The organism is Planktothrix mougeotii LEGE 06226, assembly GCF_015207485.1.
GTDB lineage: Bacteria > Cyanobacteriota > Cyanobacteriia > Cyanobacteriales > Microcoleaceae > Planktothrix.
Genome location: NZ_JADEWU010000063.1, coordinates 1 through 16698 on the forward strand (window position 1 = coordinate 1; position 16698 = coordinate 16698).

Annotated in this window: 15 protein-coding genes and 1 tRNA gene; 8 read left to right on the plus strand and 8 right to left on the minus strand. The window is 37.1% G+C overall.

Annotated features, from left to right (window positions below):
• Window positions 1-293: 293 nt before the first annotated feature.
• Window positions 294-779 (plus strand): hypothetical protein, encoded by a 486-nt coding sequence (locus IQ236_RS20650; protein ID WP_193871029.1) that lies wholly within the window; start codon window positions 294-296, stop codon window positions 777-779.
• 70 nt (window positions 780-849) lie between these two features.
• On the opposite strand, the gene IQ236_RS20655 is transcribed toward IQ236_RS20650, so the two are convergent.
• Window positions 850-1461, minus strand: coding sequence for a Uma2 family endonuclease (locus IQ236_RS20655; RefSeq protein WP_193871030.1), 612 nt, complete (start codon window positions 1459-1461; stop codon window positions 850-852).
• 101 nt (window positions 1462-1562) lie between these two features.
• Here IQ236_RS20655 and IQ236_RS20660 point away from each other — a divergent pair, with 101 nt between their 5' ends.
• From IQ236_RS20660 to IQ236_RS20670, 3 genes are all read left to right on the plus strand, one after another.
• Window positions 1563-1754 (plus strand): hypothetical protein, encoded by a 192-nt coding sequence (locus tag IQ236_RS20660; protein ID WP_190519230.1) that lies wholly within the window; start codon window positions 1563-1565, stop codon window positions 1752-1754.
• Between the two features lie 87 nt (window positions 1755-1841).
• Window positions 1842-2888, plus strand: a complete 1047-nt coding sequence (locus IQ236_RS20665) for a M42 family metallopeptidase (RefSeq protein WP_193871031.1) — start codon at window positions 1842-1844, stop codon at window positions 2886-2888.
• 124 nt (window positions 2889-3012) lie between these two features.
• Window positions 3013-3085: transfer RNA gene (locus tag IQ236_RS20670), tRNA-Glu, on the plus strand.
• 76 nt (window positions 3086-3161) lie between these two features.
• On the opposite strand, the gene IQ236_RS20675 is transcribed toward IQ236_RS20670, so the two are convergent.
• Window positions 3162-5987: a hybrid sensor histidine kinase/response regulator gene (locus IQ236_RS20675; RefSeq protein ID WP_322744282.1), complete on the minus strand. Its 2826-nt coding sequence runs from the start codon at window positions 5985-5987 to the stop codon at window positions 3162-3164.
• Between the two features lie 11 nt (window positions 5988-5998).
• Window positions 5999-9592 (minus strand): diguanylate cyclase domain-containing protein, encoded by a 3594-nt coding sequence (locus IQ236_RS20680; protein WP_193871032.1) that lies wholly within the window; start codon window positions 9590-9592, stop codon window positions 5999-6001.
• A 422-nt stretch (window positions 9593-10014) separates the two neighbouring features.
• Here IQ236_RS20680 and IQ236_RS20685 point away from each other — a divergent pair, with 422 nt between their 5' ends.
• Window positions 10015-11031 carry an aldo/keto reductase gene (locus IQ236_RS20685; protein ID WP_193871033.1) on the plus strand — a complete coding sequence of 339 codons (1017 nt, stop codon included), beginning with the start codon at window positions 10015-10017 and terminating at the stop codon, window positions 11029-11031.
• A gap of 21 nt (window positions 11032-11052) precedes the next feature.
• Here the strand turns inward: IQ236_RS20685 and IQ236_RS20690 are convergent, their stop codons facing one another.
• Complete coding sequence (locus IQ236_RS20690) at window positions 11053-11712, minus strand: hypothetical protein (protein WP_193871034.1); 660 nt, start codon at window positions 11710-11712, stop codon at window positions 11053-11055.
• 81 nt (window positions 11713-11793) lie between these two features.
• A complete protein-coding gene (gene petJ / locus IQ236_RS20695; RefSeq protein ID WP_193871035.1) occupies window positions 11794-12192 on the minus strand; it encodes a cytochrome c6 PetJ in 399 nt (132 codons plus the stop codon).
• Window positions 12193-12578: 386 nt separating this feature from the next.
• On the opposite strand from petJ, the gene IQ236_RS20700 reads away from it, so the two are divergent.
• Complete coding sequence (locus tag IQ236_RS20700; protein ID WP_193871036.1) at window positions 12579-12776, plus strand: hypothetical protein; 198 nt, start codon at window positions 12579-12581, stop codon at window positions 12774-12776.
• Between the two features lie 39 nt (window positions 12777-12815).
• Here IQ236_RS20700 and queC read toward each other — a convergent pair whose 3' ends face one another.
• The gene (gene queC, locus IQ236_RS20705; protein WP_193871037.1) at window positions 12816-13523 is read right to left on the minus strand and encodes a 7-cyano-7-deazaguanine synthase QueC; all 708 of its coding nucleotides are present in this window, start codon (window positions 13521-13523) and stop codon (window positions 12816-12818) included.
• A gap of 261 nt (window positions 13524-13784) precedes the next feature.
• Here queC and IQ236_RS20710 point away from each other — a divergent pair, with 261 nt between their 5' ends.
• Window positions 13785-14306, plus strand: coding sequence for a DUF4149 domain-containing protein (locus IQ236_RS20710; RefSeq protein ID WP_193871038.1), 522 nt, complete (start codon window positions 13785-13787; stop codon window positions 14304-14306).
• A gap of 105 nt (window positions 14307-14411) precedes the next feature.
• Here IQ236_RS20710 and IQ236_RS20715 read toward each other — a convergent pair whose 3' ends face one another.
• Complete coding sequence (locus IQ236_RS20715; protein WP_193871039.1) at window positions 14412-14882, minus strand: hypothetical protein; 471 nt, start codon at window positions 14880-14882, stop codon at window positions 14412-14414.
• Between the two features lie 83 nt (window positions 14883-14965).
• Here IQ236_RS20715 and IQ236_RS20720 point away from each other — a divergent pair, with 83 nt between their 5' ends.
• Entirely contained in the window at window positions 14966-15433 is a 468-nt protein-coding gene (locus IQ236_RS20720; RefSeq protein ID WP_193871040.1) for a DUF29 domain-containing protein, read from the plus strand.
• On the opposite strand, the gene IQ236_RS20725 is transcribed toward IQ236_RS20720, so the two are convergent.
• Complete coding sequence (locus IQ236_RS20725; protein ID WP_193871041.1) at window positions 15422-16555, minus strand: DNA cytosine methyltransferase; 1134 nt, start codon at window positions 16553-16555, stop codon at window positions 15422-15424. The two genes, IQ236_RS20720 and IQ236_RS20725, sit on opposite strands and share 12 nt — an antisense overlap.
• Window positions 16556-16698 lie beyond the last annotated feature (143 nt).

The window sequence follows — 16698 nt, forward strand, 5'->3', positions numbered from 1 at the left end:
CGGGGGAACGGGGGGACGGGGAGGAAATCATTAACTTCTGATGTCGCACTCCGCACATTGTCACCGTTAACGGTCAACGGTCAACGGTCAACAGTTTTACTTATTATGGCAAAAAGAGATTTGTCTCAACGCGGTATTTACTAAAGATCCAGTTTATTTTATAATTTATTTAGCTTTAATCCAAAATTAACACCTAACCCGTCCTTAATTATCTCCTTAATTGAGTGAAAGGCTAGGAAAATTTCAATGATGAAATTAATAGCAGGGTTAAGTATAAATTCTAAATTCGCCCTATGACAGTTAGCTCATCTACGCCCAAAAGGGGGAATGCTGGGAAGCGAACCAGTGGAACAGCAAACTCAAATCAAGATAATAAAACTCAAGCTGATCAGGTTAAAGTAGACCTTGTTAACAATGAACCAACTACAGATATGAGCCCAGAAAATCAATTAGAGATCGTGGACAAACCTGCCAAAAAAGGCTCTCAAGCCAATACAGCACCGACTCAAATTCAAGTCGCTTCAACGATGACGTTTATGAACCGTCCCATTGAACATAGTCATCTTGAAATTGCGGGGATGTTATCAGCAAATCGTCCAATTTTTAAATCTAATACTCCTAATGATGTGGCGCTCATTCATTTAGAAGATGCGGTGGGAGCCCTAGCCAATCGTCCCATTGAAGCCAGTCATTTGCAAATTACCTCTATGGTGATGAACCGTCCTATTGCGACTAATGACATTGATGATCCTGTTACTTTAATGGGATTTTTGGATTAAATCTCAAATTGAATTGTTGTTGTGAACAAAATCGGGTTTCTGAACTAAAAAACCAGAAATTCGATTTATTTTATTCGGATAAATTTTGATTGTTTGAAAGTTCTTGTTGATTAAAATCAACACCTTCATAAAGTTCATTAAAATTAAAATGAATATCAAAAGAAGCTAATTTAAACTGTGAGGTTTCTCCTTCATATTCAGTTAAAATCCACTGAGTTTTATCATTTTTAACATATTGCATGACTTTATAGTCTTGTTGAGCAATTAAAATATATTCTTGTAATTCTGGAATAGAACGATAATAAGTAAATTTATCACCTTGATCATAATTTTGTGTTGATTTAGATAAAACTTCAGTAATCAACATCGGGTTCATCACAGTTGTTGTTCCTGTTCCACTATAAACGGGAGGACGTTGAATGACCATGATATCAGGATAAGTATATTGACGATAACGGGGTATCCACAACCGTACATCCCCAATATAAACATCATAATTGTGTCCTCGGAGTGCAAATTTTAAGTAAGCTGCAACGTTCAGAGCAATTTTATTATGATTGGTTGTTCCTCCGGTCATGGGGACAATTTCTCCATCTCGATATTCGTGTTTGTAGTCGGCTTGTTCTTCCCATTCTAAATATTCTTCGGGTGTGTAATAGCGGGTTTGTAACTGAGAACTCATAATCCCCCTTTTTATGATCACGTCTTACCTATTTATAGGTTATCAAAAATTTATTAGATGATCCTGTATAATAGTAGGAGAGATTTTTATTGTCCGATAAAATGTTTGATTTTTTGACCAACCCTTCTGTTATTTTAACTTTGGCGATTCTTCATGGTATTATTGGTGCGATCGCCGCTTTTGTCGCTCAACAAAAAGGACGGAGTTATCCTCGATGGTTAATCATTGGATTAATTGGAGGAACACCTGCCTTAATTGTAGCCTTATTCTTAAAACCAATTTCAGTAAGTTAGTAATTAGGGAACAGGGAACAGGGAACAGGGAACAGGGAACAGGGAACAGGGAACAGGGAATAAATAGTAATGATTTAACAGTTAACAATGGATTATAATACTTTATTTAAAACCATTGAAAATTTAGTGCTACAACATTCTCCCAGTGGCGCAGAATGTGAAATCAATCAATGGTTATTAGAAGGGTTTTCTCAACAGGGTGTGGAAGCTTGGCGAGATCAAGCTGATAATATTATTGCTAAAATTCCGGGTCAAAATCCCAACCGTGCCATTGCTATTACGGGACATAAAGACGAAATTGGCATCATTGTTAAAAGTATTGAAGATAACGGAAGAGTTTTAATTCGGAAATTAGGGGGTTCTTTTCCTTGGGTGTATGGAGAAGGGGTAGTTGATTTATTAGGAGATCACCAAACCATTAGCGGAATTCTAAGTTTTGGTTCTCGTCATATTTCCCATGAATCTCCGCAAAAACTCCACCAAGAAGAGAAAGCTTTAAAATGGGAAGATGCTTGGATCGAAACGAAATGCAACCCCCAGGAATTAGAAACCGCCGGAATTAGACCGGGAACACGGGGAGTTGTGGGAAAACATCGGAAAAAACCGATTCGCCTCAAAGATTATATTGCCAGTTATACCCTTGATAATAAAGCCTCCGTTGCGATTTTATTAATATTAGCAGAAACCCTTAAAAACCCACCGATTGATGTGTATCTTGTGGCTTCTGCGAAGGAAGAAGTTGGGGCTATTGGGGCGTTATATTTTACCCAAAGGCAAACTTTAGAGGCGTTAATTGCTTTGGAAATTTGCCCCCTCGCACCCGAATACCCTATCACAGGAGATGAAAAACCCGTGTTGCTGTCTCAGGATAGCTATGGAATTTATGATGAGGGGTTAAATGGGGAACTGCGACAGGCAGCAACCACCGCAGGAGTGCCGTTACAACTGGCGATCTTAAATGGGTTTGGTAGTGATGCCTCCGTTGCTATGAAATTTGGCCATGTAGCACGGGCGGCTTGTCTGAGTTTCCCGACTCAGAATACTCACGGTTATGAAATTGCTCACTTAGGAGCGATCGCGAACTGTGTTAAAATTCTACAAGCCTTTTGCAGCAAAGATTTCAGCCCAGTTTAAAAAAATCTAAAAAAAATTTTTCTAAAAGGGTTGACACCGATTCGGATATAGGCTAGATTAATAAAGGTGAAAGGCACGAAGTCAAGCGCGAAATCAAGCAACGACTCAACGCCCAATGTCATAAGCCCCCATCGTCTAGAGGCCTAGGACACCTCCCTTTCACGGAGGCGACACGAGTTCGAATCTCGTTGGGGGTACTACCAATCAGAAAAGGTTTGAGATTTACCTCAAGCCTTTTTTTGACATTAAATGCAGGACAACAGAATGTGTTGCTTAAACAGAAGAGAAGGGATGGGGGAGGAGGATTGCTGTCACATCTGCAATAATATCATACCGAAAATTATTGACTAAACGGGTCAGAATCTCGCTTAACTCATGATGATGAATGGCAATTTGTTCAATGGCTTCAAAAATTAAGCGATCATCCAATTGAACCGCACCTTGATTCAGTTGTGCAATAATATCTAAAGAAATATTGTTCAAGTCAGAGGCGTTGAGAGTCAGTTCAGAGGCAGATTCAGACCGAAGAATGTGCTCCTGATTTTCATTATATTGATATTGAATTTCTAAATAGTGAGCAATTTTTTCTAAAAGTATAGCTGCTTGTACAGGTTTATGCAGACAATCTTGACAGCCAACGGCTAAAATTTTAGATTTTTCTTCTTCAAAAACACTGGCTGTAACCGCAATAATAATCGGAGGTTGTTGAGAAGATTGAGATTGAATCGATTGAGTTGCTATATATCCATTAATAATAGGCATATTCATATCCATTAAGATTAATTGAGGAAACCAATTTAAGGCAATATTGATCGCTTCTTCTCCATTTTTTGCTTCCTGAACTTCAAAGCCAATGGGTTCTAATATTTTCCGTAGAACTTGGCGATTTTCCCAACGATCATCAGCAATTAATATTCGATAGGGTTGGGTTAAATTGACAATTCCAATAACAGATTTATTTAAAATATTGGGTTGATAAATATCTAGTTGCTCAGTTAATTTAGCTTGAATATTAAAATAAAATATTGTCCCTTTCCCGACGGTACTTTTAACATTAATTTCTCCTCCCATCAGTTGAATAAATTGTCGGCTAATGGATAATCCTAAACCTGTTCCTTCTAAGGCTTTCTGTCCGGCTTCAGTTTGAATAAAGGCTTCAAAAATACGCTCTAGGTGAGTGGCTTCAATCCCAATCCCCGTATCTTCAATTTCAAAATTCAAGGTGATTTCTGGTGAGGATTTAGACTGAGAATCAAGTCCTTTTTTGACTCTTAAAATAACAGAGCCATAATCGGTAAATTTAATTGCATTTCCTAATAAATTTATTAAAATTTGACGTAATTTTTTCTCGTCAGTTTCTATATACTGAGGAACATCTTTATCCAAATTTATGATTAAATCTAATCCTTTAGATTCTGCTTTTAGTTTTAACATTTGTTGAATTAAATTTAATAAATGATAGAGATTAAAACTACTGTAAATTAGGGAAATATGACCCGATTCAATTTTAGCCATATCGAGGACATCATTAATTAATGATAATAAATGTTCTCCACTGCGACTAATAATTTCAATATATTCTTTTTGCTCAATATCGAGAGAATGATGATGATTTAATATTCCCGTAAATCCTAAAATAGCATTCAAAGGAGTTCTTAATTCATGGCTCATTCGCGCTAAAAATTCACTTTTCGCATGGTTGGCTACCTCTGCTATATCCTTCGCGTGTTTCAGTTCTATTGTCCGTTCTTCAACCCTTTGTTCTAAAGATTGATTGGTTTCTTCTAATCGGATTAAATAATCTCTTAATTCTTGTGCCATTTGATTAAAAGTTTTGGCTAAAACTCCTAATTCATCAGAACGGCTAAGGTCAATTTTTTGATAAAAATCTCCTTGAGAAAAAGCGATCGCAACTTCTTTTAAACTCATTAAAGGAACTAAAATCCAACGGGAAGTTACTAAACCCATCAAAGTTGCTATGAGTAAACCAGCGATACTTAATAAAATTGTATTTCGTGTATTTTGATGAATTTGCTGCATGAAATCTGATTCAGGAACTACAACAACAATTAACCAATCTAAACCCAATTGATCTTGCCAAGGATTGACCTGAACAAAAAATTTTTCCCCTTTTTGATTAAAACTAAAATTTTGGGGTTGTTTAATTTGAGTTAACTCAGTAAAATATTTCAGGAGATGCTGACTGGTTAAACAAATTAAAGGATCTTGAATTTCCGTGCCTTTAATTCGTTGTGCTTCTCCTTTCACTAAACGATAAGATTTAGCGGTGCTGGAACTTGCTACTAATAATCCATTGCGTTCTAAAATAAATGTTTTTCCTGATGGACTAATTTTTAGTTTTTGTAAGAAATTACTAATTTGAGATAATTGCTGATCAACGCTTAATACACCGATTAACTGTTTATTTTGACTATAAATGGGTTGACTATAAGCAATAGAAATATATTGAGGATAGCCTTCCCAAGTGTAAATATCACTCCAAACTGCATGACCGATTTTTACTGGATCAGCATACCAAGATTCTGCTTTAAAATTATAGGTATCTGCAATATCATAGGCAGGTTTAATCCGATTTCCTTGAGAATCAGTTTTATAGGATAAACTCTTTCCTTGAGTAGATTTCCGAGAAACTTCACTAATTTCAAAATAACCTTCTGGGTATCGACCCGCACCAATAAATTCCCCAGTGGAACTACCAAAACTAATATAACCTACATTCGGAAAAATTCTCAATTGTTGCCAAAAGTATTGTCCAGTGGTTTGAAAATTACCCAGGTCAAGTAAACCGAGTTGAATCGCTTGATGATTGAGTTGGTTAATAGAAACGGGAACGGATAAATAAGTATTTAGATGTTGTTTTAAGCGATCGCTCATTTCGTGTTGTAATTGATTGGCTAAATCATTGACGGCTTTTTGTCCATTCCGAAAAGACAACCAACTTACTAACCCCACAGAACTAAAAATCAACACTGAAAAAGGAACGACCAAAACATAACGTAATGGAATTTTACAACAAACTTTGACTAAGTAACGGCTTAAAAAAGAAGGCATTTTCAGGAGGGATGCTAAATTATTCACAAAATTAATTATTAATGTGAAGATTCAGACGCAGATTCAGGAGATGTATAGACAATATAACGATTTCTACCTTGTGCTTTGGCTTGATACAGGGCTTGATCCGCCGCTTCAATTAGAACTTGAGGAGAGCTATAAACCGAAGGTCTGAAACTGGCAATTCCCATACTAAGAGTTAAGTGTGAACTTAGAGGTGATATGTTATGAGGAATCTGCAAGGAATTAAGGGTATTAGCGATAATTTCAGCGACTTGAATAGCCCCTTCGATGTAGGTTTGAGGAAGAATAACTGCAAATTCTTCTCCCCCATAACGAGCGACTAAATCCCCTGGACGGCGAACAGATTGATCAATGGCTTGGGCAACTTGAATTAAACATTCATCTCCGGCTAAATGACCGTATTGATCATTATAACACTTGAAGTAATCTACATCACAAAAAATTAATGATAAAGGTTGTTTTTCTCGCATACCTCGCTTCCATTCTTGCTCTAAATATTCATCAAATCGACGTCGATTTGCCACCTGAGTTAGTCCATCCATCATGACTAAACCTTCTAAACGTTGATTAGCAATATGTAATTGTTGATAGAGTTGAGATTGTTGGATGGCAACTTGCAATTGTTCAACTAACGTACAAGCTAATTCAACTTCGGTATCTTGCCAAATCCAAGTTTGGTTATAGCGATAGACACTTAAACTTCCCCAAATTGAGGAACCGACCCATAACGGAACAATTAATAAAGCACCCGGATTCATCTCGGTTAAATTCTGATGAATGGGTTGATCAGCATCCTGTTGAAAGTTAGAAATCCGAATTACTTTTTGTTGCTTGATTTGGGCAGAAATTAAATTATCATCATCAGGAATCATGATTCCGATGGTATCAGGAATTTCTGCGCCTTGAGTGGTACTCGCAACAATAATCCAGTGGTTTTTATCCGGGATATATTGAGCAATTGACACTCGATCAACATTTAAGAGTTGACCTATTTCTAGGGTTGCTGTTGAGAAAATTGTTTCTAAGTCTAAGGGCTGACTAATTGCTTGAATCACTCGTCTTAATCCTTTTTCCCGTTGGGCTTGCTCTTGGGTTTGTTCATACAATTGACTTTGATGAATCGCAATAGAAACTTGAGCCGAAATTTGTTCGAGTAAATCTAATTCCCAATAGGCCCATTGTCGAGGACAAGTACAATGGTGAGCCATTAAAAATCCCCACAATAGTTCACCTTTAGTAATCGGAACCCCTAAACACGCCCGGACTTGACACTGTTCAAACCACTGTAATTGATCGGATTTCAGAGGGGCGGTATAAATATCAGAAATATTATGAAGGCATCCTTGACTAAAGGGGATAATACATTGGTCTTGAGTTAAATAGCTGCTGGGAATTTGTTGACCCCATAAAGACATCCACTCCACCCCAACGGATTGTACAATAACAAGGGCATTTCCATTCGGTTCAAACCGATAAATTAAAACCCGATCTGTTTGTAATAACTTGCGAATTTCTGTAACGGTTGTATTCAATATTTCTTCTAGGTTTAAGGATTGGCGAATCCGTTGAGTAATTTCCGTAACAACTCGTTCTCGTTTCAGGAGTTGACGCAGGGTTTCTTCGATTTGTTTGCGTTCTGTAATATCTAATAACGTTCCAAATAGACGAATGACTTGACCTTGTTCATTCCTCATCACTTTGCCTTTAATTAAAAGATAACGCAGAGAATCATCGGGGCGAAAAATACGGATTTCCTGTTGAAATTGTTGACCTTCGTTAAGTGCTTTTTCCATGCGATGACGGATGAGTTCTCGATCATCAGGATGGGTAAAAACTTGTAATAATTCCTCATAGGTGGGAACAGGATGATCGCAACTTAACCCATAAATACAAAAGCTTTCTTCTGACCACTGAACCATTTGGGTAAGCGGATCATAAGACCAACTCCCTAAATGAGCCAATTTTTGGGCTTCTGCTAAAGCTAAGTTGGTTTCTTGTAGAGTTTCTTCGACTTGTTTACCATCGCTAATATCTCGAATCACTGCGACAACGGAGGAGGAAGACAGGGGAGAAATATTAGCCGAAAACCAACTATTTTTTCCGCCAATTTCCAAACAATATTCCAGGGTTACTGTTGTTTGGGTGGCGATCGCTTTTTGTACAGTTTCTAACATTTGAGTTGCGAGGGGTTCAGGAAAAATTTCTTGGGGTATTTTACCTAAAATTTGCTCAACGGGTAGATACAGAATATGGGGATTATTCGTAATCACATTGAGATACCGTCCTTCCTTATCTAAAATTAAGACTAAATCCGACATCGCCCCAAAAACAGCCCGCAGTTCTGCTTCCGATTGACTTAAGGCGGCTTCAACTTGTTGTTGCTGAAGTTCAACTTGTTTGTGTTTGGTAATATCTCGACCAATGGCTTGAAATTCCCGGTTCTGTCCCGTCCCATCGGGAATCACTTGTACCGTCCATTCTAACCAGCGTTGTTGATTAGATTCCTCTGTCAGACAAGACTGATAGCTTAGGGTTTCTTGGGTTTCTAACAAATGGATCATTTGCTCTAGCCCCAGGTTTTGTTCGTGATCAGGAAATAGGGAAAAAATGCTTTTTCCGAGTAATTCTGAAGCCGACTGACCCAAATATTGACAACCGGCTTGGTTAATAAACGTTAAGCTTCCTTTAACGGTGTAACAACAGACAAATTCAGGAAAACTATCGAGTAAACGATGATAACGAGCTTCTTGTTCAACTAAGGTTTGTACAAGCTGCATTTCTTGTTTAAGTTGTACTGTTTGAACTTCTAAGGTATGTTGTAAAATATCAATTGTTTCTAGTAATTCTGACGGATCAATCACCTGTAAAATATGGGTTTGAGTCACAATTCCGATTAAATTTTCTTCAGCCGTTGTCACCACTAATCGCCGAATTTGATGACGCTGCATTTGTTGATGGGCTAACCATAAAGAATCCTGGGCTGCAATGGCAATTACGGGTGAAGTCATCACCGTTTCTGCAAGGGTTAATTCAAACTTAAGATTCAGTTGTTGGAATCGCACCATATCTCGCTCTGTGATCATTCCAATCGGTTGAATCAGTCCTTGATTTTGTAATTGGGTAATCACAATACAACTCACTTGATAGGTGATCATCAAGTTGGCTAACTGTTTGATAGACGTGCTGGGAGGGGCATGAATCACCCGAATTTGCATCACATCCTCCACCCGTCTTAATTTTAGTAAATCGTAAGGAATCAGACGATCACGAATCTGTTTGGGGGTAATGATTCTGATGACTTCACCCTGAAGATTAACAATGGGTAAATGGCGAATTTTATGGTAATTAAATTGTTGAATTACTTTTAAGGAATCCGCCGCTTCTGATTCCAATAAGGTAATGACATTGGCTGTCATCACTTGGGTAATGGGGACTTGAGCAAAATGAATTTCCGATGCAATTGCCCGCACAATATCTCGTTCAGTTACAATCCCGATCAGTCGTTGTTCATCAATGACTAAAATACAGTCATGATCCCTCTGGTTCATGAGGTTAATCGCATCCATACTGGGGGTATCTGATGTTACAATCAGTAAATTAGATTGCATTGCTGATTACTATATTTTTGTGATTGAAATCAGAATTTTCTATGACACGTTCCCTGACCGCTATCTGCCAGATTGCCACAAAAGATACTGCTTAAAATTCTATTGTGGCTTAAATTCATCGAATTGGGATAAAACTCAATTGAACTTTATTCTTCTACTTCTTGGCGAGTCCAGTAGAATCTCGGTCAAGGAGCTTGTGACAAAAACAATCCGTCACGTTTTATTAATAGGGGTTGACATATTCTCAAAAATTGATAATATTGTATTTTATAATGTGCGATCAGTCGGATTTATAAAAATTTAATAAAACTTTAATTTCCGACCTTAACCCTTTACCGAAAAAGCAAAGATTGATTAATAGCTCCTATAAGCTAGTCGAAATTTTACCTTGAATGTATTCCCGATTTATTTAAACGTAGAACATGAAACTACCCGTTTCCAGCCGATTTCAATTGACAGAAGACCTGAATATTTGTCGCATTTTAAATGGGATGTGGCAAGTGTCTGGATCTCATGGACGGATTGATGCCAAAACAGCCATTGAGAGTATGTTTAAATACTGGGATGCTGGATATACCACTTGGGATCTCGCCGATCATTATGGCCCTGCTGAAGATTTTATTGGGGAGTTTAGACGACAACTAATTGCAACTCGTGGACAAGCCGCATTATCCCAACTTCAAGCTTTTACAAAATGGGTGCCTCGTCCGGGGAAAATGACGAAAAATATTGTAGAAAAAAATATTGATATTTCTCGTCAACGCATGGGGGTAGACTGTCTCGATTTACTACAATTTCATTGGTGGGATTATCGAGATCAAAATTATTTAGATGCTTTACATTATCTGGCAGAGTTACAAACCGAAGGCAAAATTAAGCATTTAGCCTTAACAAATTTCGATACAGAACATTTAAAAATTATTGTTGAAAATAAGATTAAAATTGTCTCCAATCAAGTGCAGTTTTCCCTGATTGATCGTCGTCCTTTAGCTAAAATGACCGAGTTTTGTCAAACTCACAATATCAAATTACTGCCTTATGGTGTTGTTTGTGGAGGATTTTTATCTGAAAAATATCTTAATCAACCTGAACCCAATAAATTGCGATTAGAAACCGTTAGCTTGAAAAAATATAAAAATATGATTGATGCTTGGGGAGGATGGAGTTTATTTCAAACCTTATTAACAACCCTGAATGCGATCGCCCAAAAACATCACGTTACTATTCCTAATATAGCCGTTCGTTATATCCTCGAACAACCCACCGTCGCCGGAGCAATGGTAGGGACAAGATTAGGCATTTCTCAACATATTGAAGACAATGCTAAAGTCTTTGAATTTAGTCTTGATGCTGAGGATGATCAAACCCTGAATTCTATTTTTTCCCAATCCCGTGATTTAATGCAAATCATTGGTGACTGTGGGGATGAATATCGATAATTTGTTGAGGGTTATCAACTCCTAAGAATTTTTTAACGCCTGAACCGCGCGAACCAATCGTTTTAGATAAGGTTTAATTAAGGTTTTTTGTTCGGTTTGTAAGGTATTAACTTGTTGAGAAAGCTGATCAATTTGGGTATGAATTGTCGCTGAATCTGCAACAGATTGACTTACCCAGGCTTCTAAAGCTGTTGTTAAGGATTGATGTTCCTGTCCTTCCCAATGAGGGGTAGAAGTTTGTGTTGAGGTCTTCAATTGATCAATAGCTTCTTGCATTAACTGAAACCGCACATTCATCACTTCCCAATCCTCTTGTCGCAACGCATTTTTTTCTAACCGTTGAGTTACCCGTTGTAACTCCGTGAGCACATCCGTAATTGGATCAAGTTCATTCGATTCTGGGGGTAAGGTTTGCAGTTGCTCATGCAACGATTCCACGACCCCGTGAACATCCGTAATCGTGGCATCCAGATTTTGACGCATATTCTGTTCAAACCGTTGACGATTAACAAGATTGAACAACAACGCCGCACTGAGGGGAGTCAGCGCATACAGAATAGGCTGATACCATGCCGCAATCAGTGTTCCAAGTGCGGTTCCCCCAACAGAAACATACTCAGCTAACTTCCACCCATCGACAGGGTTGCGTGACGGTTTTAATGATTCTGGGCTATCTTGCATAGTTGATTTAATAATTCCCCCTTATTTTAGCAATAGGAAGAGAAGGGTTAACTGATACTTCTAAAAAATCAATCCATTTAATTATCTTGAATTCTCCCTATCCAGTTTTAACCCTTCGGTTTGAGAGGGGGAACTTAACCATCCCTTTTCTGCTTGTGTAGCAACATAATCAGCAACGGTTTTAATTTCTTCTGCCGTTAACCGATTTTTAAAGGCAGGCATTGCATTTTTACCATTCGTTACTTGATTGACAATTGCGGCTTGAGCATCTTCTTCATATCCTTTTAAGTATTGGAGCAAAGCTCCCTTTTTCAAAGTTTTATTAGCAACAACCACATTATTTCCATTAATATGGCAGGCGGCACAGAAATTAGAAAAAATTTTAGATCCATTTAACGCCTCTTCTGCTAATACAGGTTGAGGTAGGATTAACGTTAACAATACAAAACCTAGAATAAAAACTGATAATAATTTTTTCAATTGAATCTCCTTGAATCAGAAATAGGCAACTGGTAACACAAAGATTTTACATCTAAAATAAAAACACGGTATGTCCCTCCACAGAGAAACCGACGAGCTTCTAATTTGTTGAACCATACCATAAAGTTAATCTGGGGGGAAAGCTTTCGCCAGAAAATAATACCTAGTTTTGACACACTCCCTAAGCAAAAACTGCTAGGTGTTAACGGAAATGATAACATCTGGTGAGTAATAATACTGAATTTAATAGGATATCCTCCATTTGTGATCCAGCTTACTGATTCATGATGAGAATGATCACATCTACAGTACCACAGAAATCATTGGATAGATTCGCTCAATCACAGATATTAAAAAGGCTTAATGGATTGCCTTTTGGTCTGTTTATGTCTGAACCCATATCCTTTTCTACTTTAAGTTTCAAGCAAATGGTCGAGCAAATTTTAAGAACTCAATCCATGAGTCGTCAAGAACGATATGCACTGAGGTATTGGTTATTACGCAAACTCGATGAACACGAACAACAGTTAGTTTATACCCTCCAAAGAGGGTTATATACAGGGGAAATCAAAATCATAGATTAAACAAGTTAAAACCCACAGAAGTTAGGGAATAAAACTCTATTATTCCTTCTCTTTTATTGAGTTCATTTCACCGTTAATATAGGGAATCGGATCAGTTAACCCTAGTTCTGCAAAGGCGGCTAATCGCAAACGGCAGGAATCACAAGTTCCACAGGCTTTTGTCTGTCCTGCATAACAAGACCAAGTAAATTCCCAAGGAACACCTAAATGATTACCGAGTTGAATAATCTCTGTTTTTTTTAAATGAATCAGGGGGGATTCAATCGTAATTGGATTGCCTTCTCGACCTTGTTTTGTTCCTAAGCGAAAGACTTCTTTCATGGATTGAATATAATCGGGTCTGCAATCAGGATAACCCGAATAATCTAAGGCATTCACTCCAATATAAACCCGACTAGCAACAATCGCTTCTGCATAAGCTAAAGCGAAGCTTAAAAATATAGTATTTCGTGCCGGAACATAAGTAACGGGAATACTTTCAGCCATCTTTTCAATCGATCTATCCTGGGGTAAATCGAGGTGATCATCTGTTAATGCAGATCCTCCCCATAAGGTGAGATCAAAGGTAACCACTTGATGTTCTATAACTCCTGCACATTCAGCAATTTTTCGGGCTGATTCGAGTTCTTTTCGATGTCGTTGCTGATAATCAAAAGAAATCGCATAGCATTCACACCCATCTGCTTTAGCTTGGTATAAAACCGTAGAAGAATCTAAACCACCCGATAACAAAATAACTGCTTTCACCAGAGTCTTTTTCCCTTCTTAATTGTGTTTATTCGATTTAAGTTAATTTTAACAAAAAATAAAGCGATCGCATCCCTCTGTAAGTTACAATTTTTACAAAGCTCCAAAATGGACAAGCTGGCTTTAAAATCAATATTTAAACATTTCTATAATTTTGTAAACTTTTATTATACAAAATACTTCACATTCTATCCCTGAAATTTTCGCTACACTAAATTTAAAGACAGCAATTATATCTCTATACATTAGGTAGTTATCTCTATGCCGACAGTCTCTAAACTAGAAGATCATCCCACACGCTGGCTAACACTGGTATTAGCAACCTTAGCATTATGGATGGCAGGGAGCTTAATTCTTGACTTTGTAATTATGCCGACAATGTATGTTTCAGGTATGATGGAAGAGACAGGATTTACTTCCGCAGGAACACTGATTTTTTCAGTGTTTAATCGTTTTGAGTTAGTTTGTGCCGCCGTTGGTTTAACCAGCTTAATTGCATTAGCAACAACCCTTCCTGAAAAATTTAGTAATCGCCTGCGGACAATCACCGGATTATCTTTATTTCTCTTAGCGATTGCGATGATTTACACCTACATTCTTACGCCTCAAATGAGTGCATTAGGAATTAACCTTAACCTATTTAATGGGTTTACGAGTATTCCTGATGGCATGAACCAACTCCACTGGAGTTATTTTACCCTAGAACTGATTAAATTATCCCTTTTAGGCACAATTTTAGGCTGGTGTTATCGCAATCACAGTAAACTCGATATCACGTTCTAAATTTCTGAATAAAATTAAGTTAGGTTGGGTTAAGGAAACGAAACCCAACTTTTTTTTGATAGATTAACGACCAAATTAACGGGTTAGGAATGTGACAGTTTCCCCCTAAGTTTCTGGGTCATCTGGAATCGGCTTAATAAATTGGCGGTTAGCACGGACAAAACAGCTACCTCTATTGAGATTACGGGCAATTTCTACCGGAATCCAAGGTTTATTTTGTTTATCTCGTAATACAATATTAGTCCCAAATTGTGTTGTTACCGCTTGTAACTTTGTGCCTGTTTTAAAAGTTCTCATCACTGACCAATTGGTAATAGTATGGTAGTTATCTTTATAAAGTATATCAGGTGCGTCTATAGAATCCATAGAAATGCCTTGATATTGTTGAAGCATCCGACAGTTTAATCCGTTTGGGTCTTTGTCAGTAACTATCCAATTAATTTGGCGAATCCCCCTTCGTTCTGTAGCAGGGAGTATATAATCTCCATTGGTATTAGTCTGAGGAATAGCCCAACTAGGCGTACAGATCAAAACTAAACTGATGACAGAAATCAATATAATTTTGAGTAATTTCATAGCTTTACCTAAAAATTATTTCGTAGAACCGCTATAATTATAGCAATCGAATGCTATAAATCTAACTGAGTCTAGGATATCCCATGACAACCCAACTCCCCATCACAGAATCTCAACCCACTTCAAGTTTATACGAAGAAGATTATCATCTTTGGTTAATGAATACTATTCACCAGTTACAACAGGGAAAATTAGCTGAAGTTGATCTTGTTAATTTAGTTGAAGAATTAGAAGCTATGGTTAGAAGTGAAAAAAAGGCTATCAGAAGTAATCTCAGAATTTTGTTAATGCACTTATTAAAATATAAATATCAATCTGAAAAACGAACAAATAGTTGGCTATTTACGATTCGAGAACATCGCAAAAGATTACGAGACGATTTTAAAAATAGTCCGAGTTTAAAACGATATTTTCGAGAAGTTTTTGAAGAATGTTATCAAGATGCAAGAGAATTAGCGGCTGATGAAACAGGATTACCCATAGATACTTTTCCTGTAGAATCGACCTTTTCTCAAGAAGATACATTAAACCCAGATTATTTACCGGAGTGATACTAATTCACTATTGTCTTGATTTGCTAATTTTAAACGTTCCTTAATTGATAATTGTTGTAAATCTTGACTCAAATTATATAAATTAACTCGCTCATAATTACCTTGAAACAAAGGAATTAATGCTTCAACTAAGGCTACAATACCATCAGGAGGAACTGCATTCCCAATTTGTCGGCGAACTTCTGTAAATGATCCTTCAAAAATAAAATCATCTGGAAACGATTGTAACCTCGCTCGTTCACGATTGGTTAATGCTCTGGGTTCCTGGTAATGATATCCCCAAGTTCCACCACCTCCTCCTGCGATAATGGTTGTTGAAGGTTGGTCAGGGTGTAAACGTCGGTAAACATGACTAATCATTCCTTTAACATAATATTCACTATCTTTCGGAATATCTGTAAAATTTCCTCCGGGTTTAATCCGTTTTAAGATTTCAATGGTTCTTGGTTGGATTTTTTGATGTTCATTATTATAAGGAACTTTTTCTACCCCTGCTAATACTTGTGATGCAGTTCGATAAGGATACTTTCGATTTAAGCCATATTCGGGTTGAGGATGAATAAAATTAAACCCCGTATCTTTTCTAATTCCAACTAATAACACCCGTTCTCGAAATTGAGGAACGCCATAATCAGCAAAATTATAAAGTTTCGGTTTAACTAAATATCCCGGTTCAATATTTTCAAAATCAGAAATAATCCGTTGAATTGCTTTATAATTATTTGCACTTAATAATCCTTTAACATTTTCAGCAATAAAGGCTTTCGGTCTTTTCGCTTGCACAAATTTAAGAAAATAAGTATATAAATTTCCTCTTTCTCCTTCTAAACCAGGACGTTTCCAAATCATTGAAAAGTCTTGACAGGGGAAACCACCCGTAATTAAATCCGTGTCAGGTACTTCAGCAATATTAATATTTTCGATTTGATTATGAACAATTACATTAGATATATTCCGTCGAAATGTTTGGCAAGCATTTTCATTGGAATCAATTGCCCAAACTACTTTAAATCCTGCTTTATGAAAAGGCAAATCCATTCCACCACATCCTGAAAACAGAGACAACATTGAGGGGGAATCCTGCCATTTAACTTGAGATAACTGTTCAATCAATGTCATTAATAATTACCGTCATTTTGCCTTAATTAATATCATATCACAACTCGTAGGGTGCGTAAACGCAGCGCACGCACCAAAACCCCAATAATCCGTAAAATATATGACTCCTATTTTAATGATTCCTCATGGAATTATAAATATTA